Origin of the sequence: Streptomyces sp. NPDC059866, from assembly GCF_042731325.1 — a bacterium.
Taxonomy (GTDB): domain Bacteria; phylum Actinomycetota; class Actinomycetes; order Streptomycetales; family Streptomycetaceae; genus Streptomyces; species Streptomyces flavusporus.
On the sequence record NZ_JBHWJT010000017.1, the window covers coordinates 203,822 to 224,053 of the forward strand.

Sequence of the window (20,232 nt, forward strand, 5' to 3'; positions counted from 1 at the left end):
AGTGGTCCCTCACTTGATCCCGGTGAAGCCGATGGAACTGACGATGCGGCGGGCGAAGCAGGCGAAGAGCACCAGCATCGGCAGCGCGGCGATCAGCGTCGCCGCCGTGAGCCCGGACCAGTCGACGCCGGTCGCCGGGGTCTGCGCCCGGAAGATCGCCAGCGCCACGGTCAGCACGCGCGAGCTGTCGCTGTAGGAGACCATCAGCGGCCAGAAGTAGTCGTTCCAGGAGGTGATGTACGTCAGCACGGACAGCGTGAGGATCGGCGTGGACGCCATCGGCAGGACCACCCGGAAGAAGATCCTCACCTTGCCGGCGCCGTCGAGCAGCGCCGCCTCCTCGACCTCCTGGGGGATGTTCATGAAGAACTGCCGCAGGAAGAAGACGGCGAACGGGGTCATGAAGAGGCTGGGCAGCGCGATGCCGAGCAGGGTGTCCACCAGGCCGAGCTGCTTGATGAGCACGAAGTTCGGCAGCAGCGTGAAGAGGGTCGGCACCATCAGCCCGGCCAGGAACAGACCGAACACCTTGTCCCGGCCGCGCCAGCGCAGCCGCGAGAAGGCGTACGCGGCCATCGCGGAGAAGAAGATCTGACAGCCGGTGACGAGCGTCGAGACGATCACCGAGTTGAGCAGGTAGCGCCAGAAGTCGAGCCCGCCGCCCGCCCCGCCCTGCGTCACCGCCTCCTCGGCGGACTGCAGACCGAGGGCCCGCTCGAAGCCGCTGGTGGTGAGGTCCACGGGGAGGGGGTTGGTGGGGTCGGCGCCCAGGCCCGCGTTGGTGGAGAGCGCGGTGCGCAGGATCCAGTAGAACGGCAGCAGGGTGATGAGGACGATCAGGCCCATCACGGTCCAGGCGGCGGCCCGGCCGAGGGAGAACCTGCGCTTGAGCGGTCGTATGCCGGGCGGTGTCGTAGTCGTCGTCGCGGTCACGGTGGTCACGGCGGCCATGTCGGTGTCTCCTTTCCGTCAGCCGAGGTCGGTCCGGCCGGCCCGGGTGAGCCGGTACTGCAGGACGGTGATCGCGCTGAGCACGACCAGCAGGGCGACGGACATCGCCGAGGCGTAGCCGAACTGGAAGCGGCCGAAGGCGGATCCGTAGATGTAGAACTGGAGCACGTTGGTCGCGTTCGCCGGACCGCCCGCCGTGGTCACCGCCACGGTGTCGAAGACCTGGAACGAACCGATCACCGTCATGATCAGCACGACCGCCAGCACCGGCCGCAGCAGCGGCATGGTGATCCGCCAGAACATCCGCCACTCGCTCGCGCCGTCGACCCTGGCCGCCTCGTACATGTCGTTCGGGATCGCCTGCAGACCCGCGAAGAGGAGCAGGGCGGTGTAGCCGACGTGCCGCCAGACGTTGATCAGGGCGATGGTGGGGATCGCCCAGGTCTCGTCGGCGAGGAAGGGGATGCGGTCGGCGCCGAGGGCACTGATGATCTCGTTGCCGATGCCGAGCTGGGTGTCCAGGATCCACAGCCACACGAGGCCGGCGACGACGTTCGACATCAGATACGGGGTGAGCACGATGCCCCGCAGCAGAGCCGACCGGGTCAGCCGCTGGAGCAGCACGGCGATGGCGAGTGCCGCCACCGTCTGTATGCCGATGTTGATGACGACGTACTCGACGGTGACCTTCAGCGAGTCCCAGAAGATCGGGTCGTGGATCATCCGCTCGTAGTTGTCGAGCCCCACCCACTCCGCGGGCGTCAGGAGATTGAAGCGGGTGAAGCTCAGATAGACGCCCCGCAGCGTCGGCCACAGCAGGAAGACCAGGAAACCCAACAGGGCGGGAGCCAGGAACACGGCCGCGAGACGGCCGTCGCCTCGGCGCGTCGGCGGACTGCTGGAGGCGATGCTCATCGGGAGACTCCTCGGCTACGGCGGCTCATCCTCGGGCCACTTACTTTTGAGGCAAAAGAATCCATGCGTCAAGAGGCATGCGGACATCTTCCTGATCCGGTCCGGCCGGTCTAGTGTGGGGATCATTACTTCCGTGGTGAAAAAATATTGGGGAGTCAGGCCGTCATGACCGCAAGTGCCGCCAGCTGGTTGCCGCTGAGTGCGGGGGAGCGCTCGGTGGCGATCGAGGTGCTCGTCCACGGCCCGCTGTCCCGCTCGGACCTCGCGCGCCGGCTGAGCCTCTCGCCCGGCAGCCTCACCCGGCTGACCAAGCCGCTGATCGAGTCCGGGCTGCTGATCGAGGTCCCCGACGGCGGCGCACCGGCCGAGGGCCGGCAGGGGCGTCCCTCACAGCCGCTGGACATCGTCGCCGAGTCCCGTTCCTTCCTCGGCTTCAAGATCACCGAGGACATGGTGTACGGCGTCGTCACCACCCTGCGGAGCGAGATCGTCGCCCGCCACGACCGCCCGCTCACCACCCACGATCCCGGCGAAGTCGCCGATCTGCTCGGGGAGATGACCGCCGAGCTGGCCCACGTCCACCCCCGCCTCGCCGGCATCGGTATCGGTGTGGGCGGACTCGTCCAGGACCGGGCCGTGGTCGGGGAGTCGCCCTTCCTGCAGTGGCGCGACATCCCGCTCGCCGCCCTCGTCGAGGAGCGCACCGGGCTGCCCGTGGTCGTGGAGAACGACGTCGCGGCCTTCGTCGAGGCCGAGACCTGGTTCGGGGCGGGCCGCGGACTGGACCGTTTCGTCGTCCTCACCATCGGCGCCGGGATCGGCTACGGACTGGTCCTGGGCGGCAGGCGCGTGCCGTCCGACGGTGAGGACCGGGATTTCGGCCGCCGCTGGATCCTGGACCCCCACGGGCCCCTCACCCCCGACGGTGACCGCGGCAGCGCGGTCTCGCTGCTGACCATCCCCAGCATCCGCTACCAGATCCGGGCCGCCACCGGGCGCGATCACAGCTACGAGGAGATCCTCGCCGGCGCCGCGGCCGGGGAGCCCATGCCTGCCCGGGTCGTCGACGAGGCCGCACGGGCCCTGGGCACCCTCCTCGCCCACATCGCCAACTTCGCCATGCCGCAGAAGATCCTCCTCGCCGGCGAAGGGGTCGGCCTGATGGATGTGGCAAGGGACACAGTGGAGGAGACGATCCGTGCCCGCAGGCATCCGCTGGCGACGCCGGTCGACCTGGAGACCAGAGTGTCCGACTTCCACGACTGGGCGCGCGGTGCGGCCGTTCTCGCCATCCAGGTGCTGGTGCTGGGCGCGGTGGACGGATGAACTCCCCGGCGGGTTCGGAGAGATGGACGTGATCAGCAACACTGCCCGATATGCCCGATTAGCTCGTGATTACTCACAGCGCCTTCACCTCTGGCGCCGTATGCTTCACGCCATGTCCACCACTGTTGAAGCCGCCACCGAGCGATCGGCCGCGGAGGTCAACGAGGAGATCCGGGCGCTGTGGCGCCGGTCGGGCGGGACACTGAGCACCGAGCAGCGCGAGGAGTACCAGCGCCTCGTCCTGGAGTGGGCCGCCGCGACGCCGCAATCGGCGCAGGCCGCCTGACCGGCATCCGGCGCCGGCCAGGGCCGCGCCGGCCGGTGCTCCCCGGCCTGACGGCGCCTCCCGTACCCCTTCGTCACCCCCACGTTGCCGAGTAATACCGCTGGTAGGCCTTGCGGTCCTGTTCCGTCCGGATCCACCGCGTGGCCACCAGCGCCACCAGGCTGCCCGCGATGACCAGCAGACCCGGACCGATGTTCTGGGGGTCCGCGAGCCGGGACAGCAGCGCCGAGACGTCCTCGCCGGACACCGGAGCCGACGCCCCGGGCTCCGCCGCGTCCGGGGGAGCGATCGCGCTCTGGGTTCCCGAAGCGGAGGGTGCGGGAGAGGCGCCCTGCTCCGGCGTGGAAGTGATCAGGCGTACGCCGAGCGCGGACAGTGCCTGCCCCACCGGCTGGAAGAACGTCGTGCCGCCGGCGTTGCAGTCCCCGTTGCCGCCCGAGGTCACCCCGAGCGCGATCCCCTCGGAGAACAACGGCCCGCCGCTGTCCCCGGGTTCGGCGCACACGTTCGTCTCGATGAGGCCGGTGACCGTGCCCTCGGGGTAGTTCACCGTGGCGTTGAGCCCGGTGACCTCACCGTCGCGCAGTCCGGTGGTGCTGCCGCTGCGGAACACCCGCTGCCCGACGGACGCCTCGCCCGTGCCCGTGATCCGCACTCCCTGCCCGTCGCCGACGGCCACGACGTCGGCGCCTTGTCCGGCCCGGCCGTTCGCGTACTGGATGAGGGAGTAGTCGTTGCCGGGGAAGCTCCCGGTCACGGTCTTGCCCACCTGCTCGTTCCCCTCGTTGTCGGCGAACCAGACGGAACCGTCGGGGCCGCAGTGACCGGCGGTGAGAATGAAGTCGGTCTCACCGTCGGTGACGTTGAAGCCCGCGGAACAGCGCCCAGCGGTGGAGAGCATGGCCTGCGCGCCGTTGAGGCGTGTCGTGAAGGTGCCCTTGGTGCGCTCCATGCGTACGAAGCCGCCGATGCCGTCCGCGACTTCGGTCAACTCGGACCAGTCGGCGGCGGAGACGGTGCTGTCACCCCGTACCACCACCTCGTTCGACCGGTAGTCCAGCATCCATGCCGTGCCGGCCACCCGCGGTGCCGAACGCAGCGTCGCCGTCGCCGACTTCAGCTCACGCATGCTGTGCCGCACGACCTTCGCGGTCGCGCCGGCCCGCCGGACCTCGGCCGCGGCGTCCTCGTCGGTGACCGCGACGACCGGTCGCCCGTCGGAGCCGATCCAGGTGCCTGCCGTACGGGCGGTGCCGAGCCGCTCCACGAGGTCCGAGCCGGTGCCCGCGGCCGACCGGACGGAAGCGTTCGGCGCCCCCGGGGAGCCGGAGGGTTCGCTCGCCACGGCCTGGGTGACCATCCCCGCCCCGAGCAGAAGTCCGCCGACCGCCGCCAGCCGTGTCACTCGCCGGACGATCCGTCGTCGTGCGTGCCTCATGCATGGCTCCCGAACCCCGAACTCGCGGCTGCAACACCGCGGGGCGCCCGGGTGGTTGAGCGCCCTCCCTCCATACGTGCCGGGGCCCGGCCGCGTTCACCCGGAGGGCGAACGGCTCAATTCGTTCGGTCGTGCGGGTCGCTCCTCGGCGGCGGTCACCGGCCTCCTGATCGGACACACCACAGCGACCTATCTTGTGCCCATGACGAGGATCCTGCACGAACCGTCCGGTGAACCGAATCCGTTGCGCGCCCTGGGGCTCGAGCTCCTGCGACGCCGTACGAGCATGAAGTGGCGCACCTACCCCGACGACGTGCTGCCGCTGTGGGTGGCCGAGATGGACGTGCCGCTCGCCGAACCCGTCGTGCGCGCCGTCACGGACGCGCTCGCCATCGGGGACACCGGCTATCCCGCGGGCACCGCCTACGCCGAGGCGCTGGCCGACTTCGCTCAGAAGCGGTGGGGGTGGGCCGGGCTCGCCGTGGAGCGCACGGCGATCGTGCCGGACGTGATGCTGGGTGTCGTGGAGATGATCAGGCTGGTGACGGGGCCCGGGGACGCCGTGGTGGTCAATCCGCCCGTGTATCCGCCGTTCTTCCAGTTCGTGACGCACATGGACCGGCGGGTGGTCGAGGCTCCGCTCGGCCCCGACCTGCGGATCGACTTCGGCACGCTGGAGGAGACCTTCCGGCAGGCCGTGGCGGACGGACGGCGGGCCGCGTTCCTGTTGTGCAGCCCGCACAACCCGACAGGCACCGTGCACACCGCCGCGGAACTGTCCGCCGTCGCCCGCCTCGCCGATCGGTACGGCGTGCGTGTGGTCGCCGACGAGATCCACGCGCCGCTCGTCCTCGCCGGGGCCGGCTTCGTGCCGTACCTGAGCGTCCCGGGCGGCGAGCGCGGACTGTCGCTGATGTCGGCGTCCAAGGCATGGAACCTCGCCGGGCTCAAGGCCGCCCTCGCCGTCGCAGGACCGGCGGCCGCCGCCGACCTCGCCCGGCTGCCCGAGGAGGTCAGCCACGGCCCCAGCCACCTCGGCGTCATCGCCCACACCGCGGCCCTGCGCGAGGGAACCGCCTGGCTGGACGCCGTGCTCGCGGGCCTCGACGACAACCGGCGCCTGCTCGCCGACCTGCTCGCCGAGCACCTGCCCGCGGTCGGCTACCGACCCGGCGAGGCCACCTACCTCGCCTGGCTGGACTGCCGGGCGCTCGGCCTCGGCGACGACCCGGCGGACGTCTTCCTGCACCGCGGCCGCGTCGCTCTCAACTCCGGGATCCCCTTCGGCGCGGGGGGCGTCGGGCACGTACGGCTGAACCTGGCCACGTCACCGGAGATCCTCACGGAGGCGGTACGGCGGATGGCCACCGCGCTGGGGTGAGCGGGGCTGCCTACACTTCCGGCCATGGACGACTCGTCACTGGACCGGCTCGGTGCCGGCAAGTACCTGCTGATCACCAGCTACCGCAGGAACGGCACCCCGGTCCCCACCCCCGTCTGGGTGGTTGCCGACGGTGACGCGCTCGGCGTCTGGACGGTCGCCGACTCCTGGAAGGTCAAGCGGATCCGGAACCGCTCGGACGTTCTCGTCGGCCCCTGCGACCTGCGCGGCAACCCCACCGGCGAGCAGGTCCCGGCCACCGCCGAGATCACCGACCCGGCGACCACGGCACGCTATCGGCAGCTCATCGCCCGCAAGTACGGCGTCGTGGGCCGCCTCACGCTGCTCGGCAGCCGGCTGAGGCGCGGACCGAACGGCACCGTGGGGATCCGCGTGACGCCGACCGGCTGAGGGACGGTCCGTCAGGTCCAGGCCCGGTACGGCTCGTCGAGCAGCTGGAACACCGGCTCGCCCCGCACCGGGTCCTTGGCCGTGGACAGCCGTACCCGGTCCCCGCTGTGGATGCCCACCGGCGGGCCCATGACGCGACCCCGCACCACGAACCCCTCGGACATCTCGATCAGGGACACATTGCGCGCCGCAGGCGTGTTGCGGTGCACGATCGTGCTGTGGCGGACCGTGCCGATGCCCTCGCTGCGTTCCGTCCGCAGGTCACTGCCCTGACAGACCGGACACAGCAGCCGGTGGTACATGGCGGTGCCGCACCATGTGCAGCGCTGGTAGAGCATCGCGTCCGTGTCCTGGGCCGTGGGGTCGAGGACGCCCGCCGCGGAGCCGGATGCCTGCTGAGTGACGCTTCCTGAGGGGTGGTACACGCTGGTCAACTCCCTGCGCTCGGCCGGAGATCCGCGTGCACGCCGCACCGTGTACGCGGGTGCGCGGTTCGCCGTGCCACCGTGCACGGCCACAGCGTATGGCACTGAGTGTCACTCGTAAAGACACTCCGTACCCTCAGTTTCTGTGACCTGCCGTCGGGATCAGTCGCGGGCCAGCGTGGTTTCGATCTCCTGCACCACGCGCCACAGTGGCGCCCCACGCCGGGAGACGACGACCACCACGTCCTCGGGCCGCTCGTCGGCCGGGGGCGGGGGAGCGGTGCCGAAGGCGGACTGGACCAGACCCAGTGCGTGGTCCATCGCGGCGGTCGCGTCGCCCTGCCCGTCCGAACGCAGCCAGGAACGCAGGGCGTTGTTGTGCGCGGCGACCACCGCGGCCGCGATCACGTCGGCCCGCAGGTTCCCGTCGCGCCGGCTCGCGAAGCGCGCGCGCAGGTACTCGGCGAGGGCGCGCTCGTAGCGCCACACCACGGACAGTTCGTACGCCCGCAGGCCGGGCACCTTCTTGGTGAGCCGGTAGCGCTGCACGGAGAAGGCCGGGTTCTCGGCGTACAGGCCCAGCACCAGGCGGGCAGCGTCGCAGACCCGCCCGACCGGCTCCTCGTCCCCGGTGCCGGCCGCGAGGAAGGCCGTCATGTCGGCCAGGCACCGTTCGTGGTCGGGGAATACCACGTCCTCCTTGGAGGGGAAGTAACGGAAGAAGGACCGCCGCCCGACTCCCGCGAGGGCCACGATGTCGTCGACGGTGGTCTGTTCGTAGCCTCGCTCCAGGAAGAGCTGGAACGCCGCCGCGACCAGGGCTTCCCGCATCGGCGGTTTGGCGTCGGCCGCCCGTGCCTTGGCGTCTCGGCCGGGGGCTGTGCTGCTGGAGCTCATGGACGGAAACTAGCATCCGGGCTGGTGTGATGGCACTCAGTGCATCGATCTCAGGGAACTGAGTGCCGTGCCCGCCGACCGTCGTAGCTGCAGGCAGCCGTCCCCCGGGGCGCTCTCAGTCGTCGGCCGACTCGCCCTCCTGGTCGGCGGACGCGGACAGTCGCGCCACGGCCGCGGCCACCTCGTGCTGCACCGCTTCGGGCAGCGGATCCCCCTGTACGGCGGTCACCAGGTCCTCGGCCAGGCGATGGAGCTTGGTGTTCGTGTGCTGCGACACCGTCACCAGCACCTGCCAGGCGTCCTGCGGGCTCAGACCGAACGTGGCCATCAGAACTCCGCGGGCCAGATCGATGGTCGGCCGGGTCTGCATGGCCCGGCGGAGCTGGACGACTTCGACCCCCAGGGCGTGCTCGCCGTCTCCGTCGGAGTTCTCGGACCCGAACATGAACAGCGGCAGAGTGCCCGTCAGGGTGAGCAGCCGCTCGGTGCCGGGTCCGACGGAGCGGATCGTCACCGTCTTGCCCTCGGCCACGGCCTGTTCGCGGACGCCGAGCAGGACATTGAGCGCCGAGCAGTCGCAGAAACCGACACCGCTCAGGTCCAGGTCGATGCCCTCGGCCGCCGCTCCGAGGGCGTCGCGGAGGGCGGCCCGCAGGTCGTCGTCGACATGCAGCCCCAGCTCCCCGCGTATCACAACGACCGTGCGGGCGCCGTCGGGGCGGGTGTCGATCGACAGTTCTCGCGGCTGCAGCGCCGCGGAGGTGCCGTCCGCCCCGGTGCGGCCGGAGAGTTCAGCGGTGGGGGGCTGCGGAGAGAACAGAGACTCCGGCATGGCCGACGCTCCCTCGGAATTCCTGCTTGCTGTCGTCTCCAGAGTCTTCGCCCATCTGGAAGACGTCAAGGGATACATGAAATGAATTTCGCGTTTTGCTATGCGGGAACGCTCGGTCGTATGGTTGGAGCATGGGTGGAGTGCTTGAGCCGCATACCGGATGGACCTTCCTCACCAATCACGCCCGTGTGCTGGCCGCCATCGCCGATGACCACAACGCCCGCGTGCGCGACATCGCGGCGCACTGCAGGCTGACCGAGCGCGCCGTGCAGAAGATCATTGCTGATCTGGAGCAGGCCGGATACCTGTCCCACACGCGTGCGGGGCGCAGCAACACGTACCGCATCGAGCCGGGCAAGGTACTGCGTCACCCGGCCGAGTCCGGGCTGACCGTGGCCGCCCTGCTCGCCCTGCTCGTCCGTGACGAGGACAGCCGCACCCGGAATCCGGCGGGCAGGGGAGCGACCGTCGGCGACGGCTGAGCGCGGCCTCGAGCATGATGCCGTCGGGCAGTTCGACGGCGCTGAACCAGGACTCGCCCCTCAGCGACCGGCGTTGTGCTCCACCAGCGCCTCGGTGACCGCCCGCACACTGCGCGCGATGTGCTGGAGCTGGAGTACCTCGGCGGCGTACAGCTTGATCGTGTGCTCGATGACCGACTCCGGCATGCCGAGCCTCGGCAGGTCGGCCCGCGCGGTCTGCAGAGCGGTGCGGGCCACCCGGATCTCGTGCTGCACCTGGATCTGGGCGTGGCGGGCGAGCAGCACGGGGTGGCGGATCAGCGCCGGATAGCCGGCATAGCGCGCCGGCACCAGCTCACGCAGCCACTTGGCCGCCGAGCGCTCCCAGTCGTAGCTGCCGGGGGTCTTGACCTGGCACGGCCAGTCCGGGCTGATGCGCGTGGACGTCAGGGGCATGATCATCGCTTCCGGTGTGCTGCGGCGCAGAGGGCGGTCCGACGGGTGGGGCGGCCCCGGTCTAGGGGAGTGACCGGGACCGCCCCGGGTGCGGATCCGCGAGCAGTATTTATATATGCCGATCGCTTTGCAAGGCGTATGAAAACATTCATGCGTGATTTGTTGTGGATGATCCGCTTGTGATGCCTCACGGCGTGGGCGAACCGGGGGCGGATCAGTCCCGCAGGAAGAACTGGTGCTGGTCCGAGACCTGTTCGTACGCCTCGAGCCGCGCCTGTGTCCGTTCCGGGTCGGCGTCGGTCATCGCCTGCAGCAGCGCGGCCGCCATCACACCCGGCGCGGCATAGGAGTCGAACACCAGGCGCGAACCCGTTCCGGTGGCGAAGGTGACGTCCGCCTCGTCGGCCACCGGGCCGAGCGCCAGGTCGGTGATCAGGGCCACGCGCAGCCCGGCGCCGCGCGCCAGACGCACGGCGGCCAGTGTCTCCTGGGCGTGCCGGGGCAGGGAGAACGCCAGCACCCAGGTGCCGCCGGCCTCTCGGGACTGGAGCAGCGCGTCGTAGGCGACGCTGCCGCCCAGGGTCACCAGCCGCACGTCCGGATGGATGCGGCGCGCGGCGTAAGCGAAGTACTCGGCCAGCGAAGCGGAGATGCGCAGGCCCAGAACGGTCAGCGGGGTCGACTCCGACAGCTTGCGGCCGATCTCGATGACCTGGTCGGGGTCGGCGAAGTCGCGGCGGAGGTTCTCCAGGTTCTCGATCTCGGCGTCGACCGCCGCCTGGAGTTCGTTGCCGCGCTCTTCCTCGGCCGCAGCGGGGCCGCCCGCGAGGGTGCCGAGGGCGATCGACTGGAGTTTCTCCCGTAGCGCGGGGTAACCACTGAAGCCCACCGCGGCGGCGAAACGCGTCACCGACGGCTGGCTGACGCCGACGCGGTCGGCGAGATCGGTGATCGAGAGGAACGCCGCTTCGGTGATGTGCTCGATCAGGTACTGGGCGATCCGCCGCTGACCCGGCGACAGTCGCGGCCGGTCGAACAGCGCCCTGAGCTGGGAAGTCGGGGCAGCCCCCGGCTCGGTGGCGGTCTTCCCCGAGGTGATCGCGGATGCCTGTGCGCGTGCCTGCTGCGGCGATGGCACCGGTGCGCCTCCTTCTGCTTCCCACGGAGCTTCAACATAGCTCACGGACCGTGGCGGTCAGGGGTGCACGCTACTCGTCGGCACCGGCCTTGTTACCGGCGGTACAGGGTGATCGAGTGCCCGACCTCGCCGACCGGCCGGCTGCTCGCGATCAGCTCGGCCAGCCGCCCGGTGGCCGTGGCGGCCGCCGAGCCGGACACGACCAGCAGCCCGTGCACTTCGTCGGCCGGCACCCGGCGCGGATCGGCCGCCTCGATGCCGTAGAACGAGGGCACCCCGCTGCCCTTGTACACGAGCCAGATCCGCTCGCCCCCATGGCGCTCGCGCAACCGGTCGGCGAGCCGGCCGAGGTCCTGTCCCCAGTCCACGTTGGAGTCGTGCAGCCGCAGACGGGTCTTCTCCGGTCCGCCGAACGCCTCGTTGGAGTACGGCAGGTAGGAGGGGTACGCCCGTAGGGAACTGACGGCCACGAAGGTCACCAGCGCCCCCGTCACCGCGGGGGCCCACCGCCGTCGCAGGAGGAGGACGCAGCCGGCTGCCACCGCGAGGAACACCGGCAGGAAGACGGCGTACCGGGTGCCGAAGTCCCGGCCGCCCTGCATGGCCGAGACCAGCAGTACGGCGGCGGGGGCGAGCAGATACGGCGCGGCCGGCCGCAGCCGCCGTACCACCACCACCGTCACGGCCCCCGCCGCCCAGAGGACGAGCATGCCGAGCGGGGTCTTCACCAGCAGCGCGGCCGGCAGGTAGTACCAGAGCGAACCGGTGTACTGGCGGCCGAACAGGAAGCCCCGCCACGGCTTGTTCTCCAGCCCGAACTGGATACGCATCCCGTCCCGGTACGCCTCGGGGAACGGAAGCAGACCGACCAGGTGACCGCGCAGCCCGTGAACGGCCGGCACATGCTGCCGGGGCGTCCAGCGCAGCGACGGATCGACCGCGACATACGCGGCCCATACGACGGTGACGGCGGTCAGCGTCATCAGCGCGGCGCCCAACAGCAGATCCCGCGGCCTCGGGCGCGTGCACCTGACCGACAGCACGGCCAGGGCCAGCAGCACCGGAACCGCCGGGAGCGCGCTCATCTTCGTCGCCAGGGCCGCCCCGAGCGCCGCGCCCGCGAGCGGCAGGTACCGCCACGGCCGATGCCTGGCCCGCCACAGCAGCCACACCGCCGTCAGCAGGAACCCGGCCGTCGGAACGTCCAGCGTGGCCAGCGAGCCGTGGGCGATGACGTCGGGGGAGAGGGCGTACAGGGCGAGTGCCGCCAACCCGCCCGCCCTGCCCGCAAGTTCATGTGCGAAGGCGAGCACCACGAGCCCGAACAGCAGCGTCAGCACGATCACCGGCAGCCGGGCGAACAGCATCAGCCGCCAGGGATCGTTGCCGGACCCGTACAGCAGATGCCGCCCGAGCGCGGCCTGGCCGCCCTCGAAGGAAGAGTCGAGGTGCGGATCGGCGAGGGCCGCCCCGGCGCCGATGACCAGCTTGCCGAGCGGCGGATGCTCCGGGTTGTGGCGCAGCTCGTGCTCGCGCAGGTACACGGTGCCCGTGCCCACGTAGACGGGCTCGTCGATCGTCGGCGTCTGCTGCGCGGCGCCGGTCACCATGGCGACGGCCATCTGGCCCAGCAACAGGGCCGCGACCAGCGGCGCCGGCCACCGCTTGCGGCTGATCCAGTGCCGGACGTGCGTCATCATCCGCTCCGCGGAAGTACCGACAGACCGTCTGCCGTGCAGTGGGGTACGGCGCGCAGCGCGCCGGAGTTCAGCTCGATCCCGTCGGGGGAATGCCTGACACGGTCGGCGTGTCCGCGTTCCGCGAGACGCCGGCCTCCCCGACGAAAGGGGCGAACCGACGTGCATCTCCCTCACCAGCGAGGCCCGTTGCACGATCTGCCGGACACACCGGAGGCCTACGACGCCGTTCTCGCACAGGTCGCCGAGCAGGCGCTGGCGCGGATCACGCGGGACGGCAGCCTCGAACACCCGGCTGCCGTTCTCGACGTCGGCGACACCTCCCTGGGTGTCACGTCCCTGCTCGCGCTCGCCTGGCAGCACGGCAGAGACCCTCGGCTGCCGCCGGCCGTGCACCGCAGCCTCGCCTTCCACCTGCGCGAACGGGTGTTCCGGGAGGACAACCCCGGCTATCCGAACCTCAGGATCCGCGACTCGGGCCTGCCGTACGCCCGTTACGTCCTCGAGCCGGGCGCCCACCCGCACGGCGACTGGCCGAGCACGGTCTGGGCGCTGCTCCAGGCGGTCGACGTGCTCGACACGGCCGACGGACTCCTCGACGACGAACCATGCCTGGAACTGCTCGAGTTGGCGGTCGGATACTGGGGCTGGCTGACCGAGGCCACCTTCTTCAACCCGCAGGAGGCGGCCAACCAGGCGATCGGCTGCGTGGTCGCCGGCCTGATGCTGGCCCGCCATCTCCCGCCCGCACAGGGGGAGTCGGTCCGCTCACGCGCGATGCGTCTGTACGCCGAGGAGATCCGCGCCCGCCGCATCCGTGACCGGGGTGCGCTGTTGCCGCCCGAGCACGGCGGGGCGTACGACAACAACTACGGTCCCATCTCCCTGTCGTTCCTCGCCCAGGCCCACCGGATCAGCGGCGAGAAGGTCTTCGCCGAGGACGGCGACGCGCTCGCCCGCTGTCTCGACGCCCGCCTGACCACCGGCGGCTTCGACGTGGGCGGGCCGCGCTACAGCGAACAGCACTGCGGCTTCGAAGCGGTCCTGGGCCTGCGCCACTTCGGCCGCCGGATCGGCGCCGACCTGGGGCGCTACCGGGGCGACACCCGCTGGGCCCGGCATGCGACCAGGCCCGACGGCGGCCTCGACGGCCACTTCGCCTTCATGCTCGTCTGGCAGATCCAGGACACGCCGGGGTGGCACCGTACGCCCTCGACCGCCCCGGCCCGCCACCAACTGCGCGCGGGCAGCGTCTCGGTGGCCTTCGACGACCGGATGACCCCCTCGCTGATCGAGGCCGGCGGCACCTACCACCTGCCCGCCGTCGTCCACCGGCAGCACGGCTTCGGGCCGGTCACCGACGGCTTCCTGCTGTGCCGCCCGTTCGGCGCGGTCCGCGTCCGCGACGTGAGCACCGGCGAACTGACCGCCAAACTGGTCACCAAGCCGGTCGTCGACCGCGACCACGTCCTGCGCCATGTGCGATCCCTGTACGTCACCGACGGAACGCACCTGTGGACGACGGTCGCCGTCGAGCGACTGGAGGGGACGCCGTATCTGCTCGCCGGCCTGCCGTACGCCGCGGACGACGGCGAGCGCGTACGCAGGACCGCGCAGGCCGCCGACGTGGCCGGTGCCGGCACCCTGCGGCTGACCCACCCTCCGACACGGGACGCACAGCACTTCGACGCCCGTGCGGAGGTCACCCAGGAGCAGGCGGCCTTCGCGCTGGCCGCCGACCCGCGCGGCTTCGGCAACCCGGACGAGGGCTGGCGCCACCTGCTCGCCTCCACCGCTCTGGAGGCGGGACCGGCCCCCGGCGCCCCGGAGGACCTGCATGTCTTCGCCGTCCGGCACGGCGGCGCTCCGGGCGCCCCGTTCACGCCGTCCTTCGAGGCGGGGCCACACGGTCTGACCGTCCGCACCGAGGCCTTCACCGCCCTGATCGGCGACGCGGCGGGCGACGCCCACGGGGAGCCGGAGCTGACGCTGGAGGCCTGCCGCCCGGCACCGGCCCGGCCCACGCCCGGCGGGCGGCCCGCCGGGACCCGGTGACCGGCTAGGCAGACCTCCGGGCAGCCAGTGCCGCGGCACTAGCCGGTGGGCACGACCAGGTCCGCCCGGTCCCGTGTCCTCGCCACCAGGTCGGCATTGCGCTGGTCCGGGCCCAGTACCCACGCCCGCGCCTGATCGGGGCCCTTGCCGAACTCCTCGTGCCGGGCGGTCAGACGGCGGATCCGCTCGGGCTCGGCCAGTTCGCAGAACCACACCTCGTCCAGCTGGGGTCGCACCCGCGCCCACGCCCCCGTGCCCAGCAGCAGGTAGTTGCCCTCGGTCACGATCAGCCGGGCGGCCGGCGGCACCGGGATCGCCCCCGCGATCGGCTGTTCCAGGACGCGTTCGAAACCGGGCGCGTACACGATGCCGTCGTCGGCCTCGTCGTGCAGGCGCCGCAGCAGCGCGGCGTACCCGGCGGCGTCGAAGGTGTCGGGCGCGCCCTTGCGGTCCCGGCGGCCGAGCCGGTCCAGTTCCGCGTCGGCCAGATGGAAGCCGTCCATGGGGACGTGGGCGACCCAGGGCCGGCCGGTGCCGTTCAGGTCCCGCACCAGGCGCTCGGCCAGGGTCGTCTTGCCCGCGCCGGGGCTGCCGGCGATGCCGAGGACGGCCCGCCGGCCGTGCGCTGCGAGGGCCCGGGCACGGGCCAGGAGGTCATCGAAGGTCACCGGCACACAGCAGAGTGTGGCATCCGGGCATACGGCGATGATTTCCGGGACTGCGGGGAGTCGACCGGAGTGGGGAGAAAGGAGCCGAAGGATCATGACCGACGACGAACAGCAGATCCGTACCCTCGTCACCGGGTGGGCCGACGCCGTCCACCGCGGCGACCTCGAGGCGGTCCTCGCGGACCACACGGAGGACATCGTCATGTTCGATGTGCCCCCGCCCCACGAGGGCATCCACGGACTCGCCGCGTACCGCGCCAGCTGGCCGCCGTTCTTCGAGTGGCAGGCCCAGGGCGCCTCCTTCGAGATCGAGTCCCTGGACGTCACCGCGGGCACCGACGTCGCCTACGCCCATGCGCTGCTGCGCTGCGGCACACCCCAGGAACTCGCCGAACGGCCCACCCTGCGTCTGCGGCTGACGCTCGGCCTGCGCAAGGTGGACGGCCGCTGGCAGGTCGCACACGAGCACCACTCGTTCCCGCACGACTGATCCCCCCGCGCGGGGAACCCCTTCCGGGATGACGGAGCTCGGTCTTCCCGAAGCAGTCCTGGCCTGCCTGTTCGATCTCGACGGGGTCGTCACCAGGACGGCCGTCGTGCACGCGGCCGCCTGGAAGGAGACGTTCGACGCCTTCCTGCGCGACCGCGAGGGCGAGCGTTTCCGGCCGTTCGACGCCGGCGCCGACTACGACGAGTACATCGACGGACGGCATGGACGCGGGCCGCGCCGGCGGATTCGGGTACGTCGTCGGCGTCGACCGCGCCGGACAGGCCGACGCGCTCTACGCGCACGGCGCGGACATCGTGGTGCAGGATCTCGCCGAACCGGGGAGCACACCGAACGCCCGCTGAGCCGGCGTGTGGCCGTATGCAGCGCTGCACATCCCCTCCGCGTGGGTTAGTTTTTGCATGTTTTCCCTGATTTCCGCCCCCGCGTCCGTGGACTGCAGGAGGGCGTCAGCAACCCTGTGAGCCGTGGGGAGGGGCCAGGACGATGACCGACAGCGTGCGCGTCACCCGGGCCGGCGCGCTGCGTCCGGGTTCACCCAGCGCCCTGCGAGTGCACGTCGCACCGGCGCCGTGCGGGGGCCCGGCCGCATGACACCCGAGCAGTACGCCGTCCCCCTCACCCGCCGACGGGCCTTATGGCAGACCCTCCTCACCGTCGCCGTCCTGGTGGCCGTCGGCCTCCTCGCCCGGCGGCACTGGCCCGTGCTGGAGACCGGCGTCGGCCGGCTCGCCGTCGCCGACCCCGGCTGGCTGCTGGTGGGCGCGACAGCGGTGGCCGCGACCTGGCTGTGCTCCGCGCTCGCGCTGCAGGGCGCGGTGCCCCAGCCGCTGCCCGCGGGGCGGCTGGTCGCCGCCCAGTTCGCCGCCTCGGCGGCCAACCACGTGCTGCCCGCGGGCCTCGGCGCGGGCGCGGTGAACCTGCGCTTCCTGATGCGCTGCGGCCTTCCGGCAGCCCGATCGCTGACCGCGCTCGCGGTCAAGGCCGCGGCGGGCGGGCTGGTGCGCGGCGCCCTGATCGCCGTACTCGCCCTGGCCTGCCCGGGGCTGCTGCGGCTGCCGCACGTTCCCGGCGTGTTCGTGGCAGGGGCGCTCGCCGCCGTCTGCCTCGCGGCGCTGCCGGCCGGCCGGCTCTGGCCCCGGTGCAGAAAGCTCCTGGCGACGGTGTCGACGGACGTCCGGGCCGTGCACGCCCTGCCGCAACGGGCGGCCGCCCTGTGGGGTGGCTCGCTGGCCTTCGCCGCGCTGCACGCCGTCGCTCTGATCGCCGTCACCCAGGCCGTCGACCTGTCCCTGCATCCCGCCCGGGTGGCCCTCGTGTACCTGGCTGCCAGCAGCGCCGCCGCCCTGCTGCCCACCCCGGGCGGCCTCGGCTCCCTCGACGCGGTCCTCGCCCTTGCCCTCACGGCCGCCGGAGCGCCGGGCGCGGCGGCGGCGTCCGCGGTCCTCGGCTACCGGCTCCTGACCGTGTGGCTGCCGCTGATCCCGGGCCTGCTGGTGCTGGCGGTACTCGTCCGGCACAAGGCCCTGTGACCGCGACGGCGTTTCCCGTCCGCCCGCTACAGGTAGGAGTCCGGTTGTCGACCCATGGACGAGGGGGAAGTGGCATGGCAGGACACGAGAGCGGCGGACGTCTGGGGGAGGAGTTCCTCACTCCCGGCCGCTCCTCCTTCACCGAGTTCCTCGCGGCGCACCGCCCGGCGCTGCTGCCCACCCGCCCGCCCTTCCCCGACGGCGTCCGGGCGGCACCGGAGCAGTTCCCGCACGGCACCACCGTCCTGGCGCTCGCCTACCGCGACGGGGTGATGGTCGCCGGGGACCGCAGGGCCACCATGGGCAACGTCATCGCCCAGCGCGACCTGGAGAAGGTGCACCCCGCGGACGACTACACCGCGGTGGCCTTCGCGGGCACCGTCGGGCTCGCGCTGGACATGGTGAAGCTCTATCAGGTCGAGCTGACCCACTTCGAGAAGATCGAGGGCATCCCGATGACCCTCAGCGCGAAGGCGACCCGGCTCGCCGGAATGATCCGGCAGAACCTCGGCCAGGCCATGCAGGGCCTCGCCGTCGTCCCCCTCATGGCCGGTTACGACGTCAGGGCCGCCGAGGACGAACGGGGCCGCATCTTCAGCTTCGACGTCGCCGGCGGCGCGTACGAGAAGCGGGACTTCCACGCCGAGGGCTCCGGTTCGCCGTACGCGCGAGGCGCGTTGAAGAAACTGTTCCACCCGGGCATGTCCCGGCGCGAGGCCGCCCTGGCCGCGCTCCAGGCGCTCTACGACGCGGCCGACGACGACTCCGCGACCGGCGGCCCGGACATCAGCCGCCGCATCTTCCCCGTCGTGTCCGTCATCACCGAGGACGGGTTCGAGCGCATGCCCGCCGCGGAGACGGAGGAACTCAGCCGCGAGATGGTCGAACAGCGCCACAGCCGGCCGGACGGGCCGACCGCGGCGCCGTGACCGGCCACGGGTCACACCTCGTGGGGAGCGAAGAGTTCCAGGTGCCCGCACGCGGGGCAGCGGTAGGCGTCGATCTGGTAGCGGGGCCGGCCGAAGCGCTTGGCGCCGCCGAAGATGCCGCGTTGCAGGGGGCCGGGTATCCACCGTGCGTACCCGTTGGAGTGGTCGCCGGCGTCCTCGATGAAACCGGCTTCCAGGCCGACCGCTGTGCACTGCGAGCACTTCATGTTCATGCCCGCACTGTAGGGCCGGCCGGGCGCGGCATGAGGGTCACTTCATACGGAGTTCCAGCAGGCGAGCCCCCAGGGCATGCTCCACGGCCCCGCCCCCTCCGTCCGGCTCGACCCGATGGAGACGGGAGGCCCGGGCACGCGTGACTGTCTCGGTGAGCAGACCTTCCGTGAAGAGTGCCCCCACACCGTCGTCCACCGCCCACCCGGCGGGCAGCGCGCCGGACGCCACCGCCTCCCGGTACGAGGGGCGGCGGCCCGGTTCGCTGTCGTAGTGCGGGCAGACCGAGCCCGGCAGCAGGCCCAGGCCGTCGCGCAGGACGTCCAGCGGGCCGAAGGAGTCGGTGTGGGAGGCCTCGGCCCAGCAGTTGGCGCCGGCGCTGATTCCGCACAGCAGGGTCCCGCGGTCGTAGGCCTCGCCCAGCAGCCGGTCCACGCCGTGTGTGCGCCAGACCGCCAGCAGGTTCGCGGTGCTGCCGCCGCCGACGTACACGACGTCCTGCGCGAGCAGGAACGTGCGCAGTGCGTCGTCGTCGAGTTCCCGGCGGAACAGTGACAGGACGGCGGGCTCGCATGCGCGTGACCGGAACGCGGTGAGGAATTTCTCGGCGTAGCCGGGGGCGTCTCCGCTCGCGGTGGGCACGAAGCAGACCTTGGGCCGTGAGGTGCGTGCCTGGCCGAGCACCCACTCGTCCAGCAGCCCGTCCTCGTCGGTGGAGAAGCCCCCGCCGAGCAGGGCCAGACGTCGCGGGGTGCGGACGGTGTCACGGGGATACCTCCTGGGCGGGTGCGTGGAACGGAACGTGTCAGGGCAGCGGGGCGGGAAACGCGGAGGGGGACGGACCGATCGCAGTGTGACAGGGAGGCAGCCATGGGAACGGAAGGGACTGAGCCCGAACCGATGGCGGACGACGTGTACCAGCCCACCGGAACCAACGAGGAGCAGGAGGACGCCGCACCGTTCCTAAAGACTGAGCGGGAGTGAGTCCTGTTGCCAGGACTCATGCTCAGCCGAACGCCCCGAACGGTGTTGGGCGTTCTGGTCGACCGCGTTCTCGCCGCGTCCGGCGCGCACGGATCGTGTCCGTGGTCCGGGGATGCGGGGGCGGTTTCCCTCACGCCCCGGGGTGCCCGGTCGGGCCTGGGCGGTCCGATGCCCCGCACGATCGCTCCGGTCGTGCGGGGGCGGTGCCGTCCGTCGCCGGATCGGGTGCCCCAGGGCGCGCCTGCCGATCGCCACGGCGGCCGCGTCGTGGCGGGTGGTCTTGCGAGTCTTGCTGGTGAGAGGCTTCTGCCAGTGCCGGGCGCCCCACTTGCTGGTGTAGGCCGGGTCCACGGCGACGATGGTGATGCCGAGTTCGGCCGCCATGGACACGAGCCGGGCCCGCAGCCTGCTGACGGGCATGCCGGAGATGAGGTTGCGGAAGCGTTTGCGGCGGCCGTGCTTCTCGCGGGTCTTCTCCGTAGCGAAGTCGAGGTCCTCGATCGCGATCGCGAGGCCGTGGCGTCTGGCCCAGTGCAGCAGGCGGATCAGGGCGTGCCTCACCTGCGCGTCGCGGTGTTCGGCGGTGCCGGTGAGGTCGTAGCCGAACCGGAGTGGTGCGCCGACGGGGTTGCCATGGGTGTCGAGGCGCCAGGCGGCGAGGTGGTCGGCGTTGGTGTCCACCCCGATCAGGCCGTGCGCGCGGGCCGTTTC

The 20,232-nt window shown here is 71.6% G+C and carries 22 protein-coding genes and 1 pseudogene; 10 read left to right on the forward strand and 13 right to left on the reverse strand.

Features of this window, described 5'->3' with window-relative positions:
* Nucleotides 1-9: 9 nt before the first annotated feature.
* Nucleotides 10-951, reverse strand: coding sequence for a carbohydrate ABC transporter permease (locus tag ACFV7R_RS26575; protein ID WP_385267741.1), 942 nt, complete (start codon nt 949-951; stop codon nt 10-12).
* 18 nt (nt 952-969) lie between these two features.
* Nucleotides 970-1,866 (reverse strand): carbohydrate ABC transporter permease, encoded by an 897-nt coding sequence (locus ACFV7R_RS26580; protein ID WP_129803122.1) that lies wholly within the window; start codon nt 1,864-1,866, stop codon nt 970-972.
* A 165-nt stretch (nt 1,867-2,031) separates the two neighbouring features.
* On the opposite strand from ACFV7R_RS26580, the gene ACFV7R_RS26585 reads away from it, so the two are divergent.
* A complete protein-coding gene (locus ACFV7R_RS26585) occupies nt 2,032-3,192 on the forward strand; it encodes an ROK family protein (protein WP_385267743.1) in 1,161 nt (386 codons plus the stop codon).
* Between the two features lie 100 nt (nt 3,193-3,292).
* Nucleotides 3,293-3,478, forward strand: a complete 186-nt coding sequence (locus ACFV7R_RS26590; protein WP_385267745.1) for a hypothetical protein — start codon at nt 3,293-3,295, stop codon at nt 3,476-3,478.
* A 73-nt stretch (nt 3,479-3,551) separates the two neighbouring features.
* Here the strand turns inward: ACFV7R_RS26590 and ACFV7R_RS26595 are convergent, their stop codons facing one another.
* Nucleotides 3,552-4,916, reverse strand: a complete 1,365-nt coding sequence (locus ACFV7R_RS26595) for a S1 family peptidase (protein ID WP_385267747.1) — start codon at nt 4,914-4,916, stop codon at nt 3,552-3,554.
* Between the two features lie 202 nt (nt 4,917-5,118).
* Between ACFV7R_RS26595 and ACFV7R_RS26600 the strand changes: the two genes are divergently transcribed.
* Both ACFV7R_RS26600 and ACFV7R_RS26605 read left to right on the forward strand, forming a co-directional pair.
* Complete coding sequence (locus ACFV7R_RS26600) at nt 5,119-6,297, forward strand: MalY/PatB family protein (RefSeq protein ID WP_385267749.1); 1,179 nt, start codon at nt 5,119-5,121, stop codon at nt 6,295-6,297.
* 24 nt (nt 6,298-6,321) lie between these two features.
* The gene (locus ACFV7R_RS26605) at nt 6,322-6,708 is read left to right on the forward strand and encodes a PPOX class F420-dependent oxidoreductase (RefSeq protein ID WP_129803117.1); all 387 of its coding nucleotides are present in this window, start codon (nt 6,322-6,324) and stop codon (nt 6,706-6,708) included.
* 11 nt (nt 6,709-6,719) lie between these two features.
* Here the strand turns inward: ACFV7R_RS26605 and ACFV7R_RS26610 are convergent, their stop codons facing one another.
* From ACFV7R_RS26610 to ACFV7R_RS26620, 3 genes are all read right to left on the reverse strand, one after another.
* Nucleotides 6,720-7,133 carry a Zn-ribbon domain-containing OB-fold protein gene (locus ACFV7R_RS26610; protein ID WP_385267799.1) on the reverse strand — a complete coding sequence of 138 codons (414 nt, stop codon included), beginning with the start codon at nt 7,131-7,133 and terminating at the stop codon, nt 6,720-6,722.
* 162 nt (nt 7,134-7,295) lie between these two features.
* Complete coding sequence (locus ACFV7R_RS26615) at nt 7,296-8,030, reverse strand: TetR family transcriptional regulator (protein WP_385267751.1); 735 nt, start codon at nt 8,028-8,030, stop codon at nt 7,296-7,298.
* Nucleotides 8,031-8,145: 115 nt separating this feature from the next.
* Nucleotides 8,146-8,862 carry an ANTAR domain-containing protein gene (locus ACFV7R_RS26620; RefSeq protein WP_385267753.1) on the reverse strand — a complete coding sequence of 239 codons (717 nt, stop codon included), beginning with the start codon at nt 8,860-8,862 and terminating at the stop codon, nt 8,146-8,148.
* Nucleotides 8,863-8,993: 131 nt separating this feature from the next.
* Here ACFV7R_RS26620 and ACFV7R_RS26625 point away from each other — a divergent pair, with 131 nt between their 5' ends.
* Nucleotides 8,994-9,344, forward strand: a complete 351-nt coding sequence (locus ACFV7R_RS26625) for a MarR family transcriptional regulator (RefSeq protein ID WP_385267755.1) — start codon at nt 8,994-8,996, stop codon at nt 9,342-9,344.
* A gap of 60 nt (nt 9,345-9,404) precedes the next feature.
* On the opposite strand, the gene ACFV7R_RS26630 is transcribed toward ACFV7R_RS26625, so the two are convergent.
* From ACFV7R_RS26630 to ACFV7R_RS26640, 3 genes are all read right to left on the reverse strand, one after another.
* Complete coding sequence (locus ACFV7R_RS26630) at nt 9,405-9,785, reverse strand: hypothetical protein (protein WP_224736273.1); 381 nt, start codon at nt 9,783-9,785, stop codon at nt 9,405-9,407.
* Nucleotides 9,786-9,993: 208 nt separating this feature from the next.
* Nucleotides 9,994-10,917, reverse strand: a complete 924-nt coding sequence (locus tag ACFV7R_RS26635) for a MurR/RpiR family transcriptional regulator (protein ID WP_385267757.1) — start codon at nt 10,915-10,917, stop codon at nt 9,994-9,996.
* Between the two features lie 92 nt (nt 10,918-11,009).
* Nucleotides 11,010-12,614, reverse strand: a complete 1,605-nt coding sequence (locus ACFV7R_RS26640) for a glycosyltransferase family 39 protein (protein ID WP_385267800.1) — start codon at nt 12,612-12,614, stop codon at nt 11,010-11,012.
* A gap of 162 nt (nt 12,615-12,776) precedes the next feature.
* On the opposite strand from ACFV7R_RS26640, the gene ACFV7R_RS26645 reads away from it, so the two are divergent.
* A complete protein-coding gene (locus ACFV7R_RS26645; protein ID WP_385267759.1) occupies nt 12,777-14,669 on the forward strand; it encodes a hypothetical protein in 1,893 nt (630 codons plus the stop codon).
* Nucleotides 14,670-14,707: 38 nt separating this feature from the next.
* On the opposite strand, the gene ACFV7R_RS26650 is transcribed toward ACFV7R_RS26645, so the two are convergent.
* A complete protein-coding gene (locus ACFV7R_RS26650) occupies nt 14,708-15,343 on the reverse strand; it encodes a nucleoside/nucleotide kinase family protein (RefSeq protein ID WP_385267761.1) in 636 nt (211 codons plus the stop codon).
* 88 nt (nt 15,344-15,431) lie between these two features.
* Between ACFV7R_RS26650 and ACFV7R_RS26655 the strand changes: the two genes are divergently transcribed.
* The 4 genes and pseudogenes from ACFV7R_RS26655 (at nt 15,432) to prcB (ending at nt 18,306) form a co-directional block, all read left to right on the forward strand.
* On the forward strand, nt 15,432-15,827 hold the full coding sequence (locus ACFV7R_RS26655) for a YybH family protein (protein WP_385267763.1): 396 nt from the start codon (nt 15,432-15,434) through the stop codon (nt 15,825-15,827).
* Nucleotides 15,828-15,855: 28 nt separating this feature from the next.
* Nucleotides 15,856-16,189: pseudogene (locus tag ACFV7R_RS26660) on the forward strand (hypothetical protein).
* 246 nt (nt 16,190-16,435) lie between these two features.
* Complete coding sequence (locus ACFV7R_RS26665; protein WP_385267765.1) at nt 16,436-17,377, forward strand: YbhN family protein; 942 nt, start codon at nt 16,436-16,438, stop codon at nt 17,375-17,377.
* A 74-nt stretch (nt 17,378-17,451) separates the two neighbouring features.
* Entirely contained in the window at nt 17,452-18,306 is an 855-nt protein-coding gene (gene prcB, locus ACFV7R_RS26670) for a proteasome subunit beta (protein WP_385267767.1), read from the forward strand.
* A gap of 11 nt (nt 18,307-18,317) precedes the next feature.
* On the opposite strand, the gene ACFV7R_RS26675 is transcribed toward prcB, so the two are convergent.
* From ACFV7R_RS26675 to ACFV7R_RS26685, 3 genes are all read right to left on the reverse strand, one after another.
* The gene (locus ACFV7R_RS26675) at nt 18,318-18,533 is read right to left on the reverse strand and encodes a hypothetical protein (protein WP_374328958.1); all 216 of its coding nucleotides are present in this window, start codon (nt 18,531-18,533) and stop codon (nt 18,318-18,320) included.
* A gap of 43 nt (nt 18,534-18,576) precedes the next feature.
* Nucleotides 18,577-19,278 (reverse strand): Type 1 glutamine amidotransferase-like domain-containing protein, encoded by a 702-nt coding sequence (locus ACFV7R_RS26680; protein ID WP_385267802.1) that lies wholly within the window; start codon nt 19,276-19,278, stop codon nt 18,577-18,579.
* Between the two features lie 222 nt (nt 19,279-19,500).
* A partial coding sequence (locus ACFV7R_RS26685) for an IS200/IS605 family accessory protein TnpB-related protein (protein WP_385267768.1) occupies nt 19,501-20,232 on the reverse strand: 732 nt, incomplete at its 5' end.

Bases quoted from the DNA above. Each gene is read 5' to 3' on its own strand.
- ACFV7R_RS26590 (WP_385267745.1), top strand. From the start codon at position 3,293: ATGCTTCACGCCATGTCCACCACTGTTGAAGCCGCCACCGAGCGATCG.
- ACFV7R_RS26630 (WP_224736273.1), bottom strand. From the start codon at position 9,785: ATGATCATGCCCCTGACGTCCACGCGCATCAGCCCGGACTGGCCGTGC.
- ACFV7R_RS26600 (WP_385267749.1), top strand. From the start codon at position 5,119: ATGACGAGGATCCTGCACGAACCGTCCGGTGAACCGAATCCGTTGCGC.
- ACFV7R_RS26605 (WP_129803117.1), top strand. From the start codon at position 6,322: ATGGACGACTCGTCACTGGACCGGCTCGGTGCCGGCAAGTACCTGCTG.
- ACFV7R_RS26665 (WP_385267765.1), top strand. From the start codon at position 16,436: ATGACACCCGAGCAGTACGCCGTCCCCCTCACCCGCCGACGGGCCTTA.
- ACFV7R_RS26675 (WP_374328958.1), bottom strand. From the start codon at position 18,533: ATGAAGTGCTCGCAGTGCACAGCGGTCGGCCTGGAAGCCGGTTTCATC.
- ACFV7R_RS26585 (WP_385267743.1), top strand. From the start codon at position 2,032: ATGACCGCAAGTGCCGCCAGCTGGTTGCCGCTGAGTGCGGGGGAGCGC.
- ACFV7R_RS26575 (WP_385267741.1), bottom strand. From the start codon at position 951: ATGGCCGCCGTGACCACCGTGACCGCGACGACGACTACGACACCGCCC.
- ACFV7R_RS26625 (WP_385267755.1), top strand. From the start codon at position 8,994: ATGGGTGGAGTGCTTGAGCCGCATACCGGATGGACCTTCCTCACCAAT.
- ACFV7R_RS26640 (WP_385267800.1), bottom strand. From the start codon at position 12,614: ATGACGCACGTCCGGCACTGGATCAGCCGCAAGCGGTGGCCGGCGCCG.
- ACFV7R_RS26620 (WP_385267753.1), bottom strand. From the start codon at position 8,862: ATGCCGGAGTCTCTGTTCTCTCCGCAGCCCCCCACCGCTGAACTCTCC.
- ACFV7R_RS26580 (WP_129803122.1), bottom strand. From the start codon at position 1,866: ATGAGCATCGCCTCCAGCAGTCCGCCGACGCGCCGAGGCGACGGCCGT.
- ACFV7R_RS26615 (WP_385267751.1), bottom strand. From the start codon at position 8,030: ATGAGCTCCAGCAGCACAGCCCCCGGCCGAGACGCCAAGGCACGGGCG.
- ACFV7R_RS26655 (WP_385267763.1), top strand. From the start codon at position 15,432: ATGACCGACGACGAACAGCAGATCCGTACCCTCGTCACCGGGTGGGCC.
- prcB (WP_385267767.1), top strand. From the start codon at position 17,452: ATGGCAGGACACGAGAGCGGCGGACGTCTGGGGGAGGAGTTCCTCACT.
- ACFV7R_RS26595 (WP_385267747.1), bottom strand. From the start codon at position 4,916: ATGAGGCACGCACGACGACGGATCGTCCGGCGAGTGACACGGCTGGCG.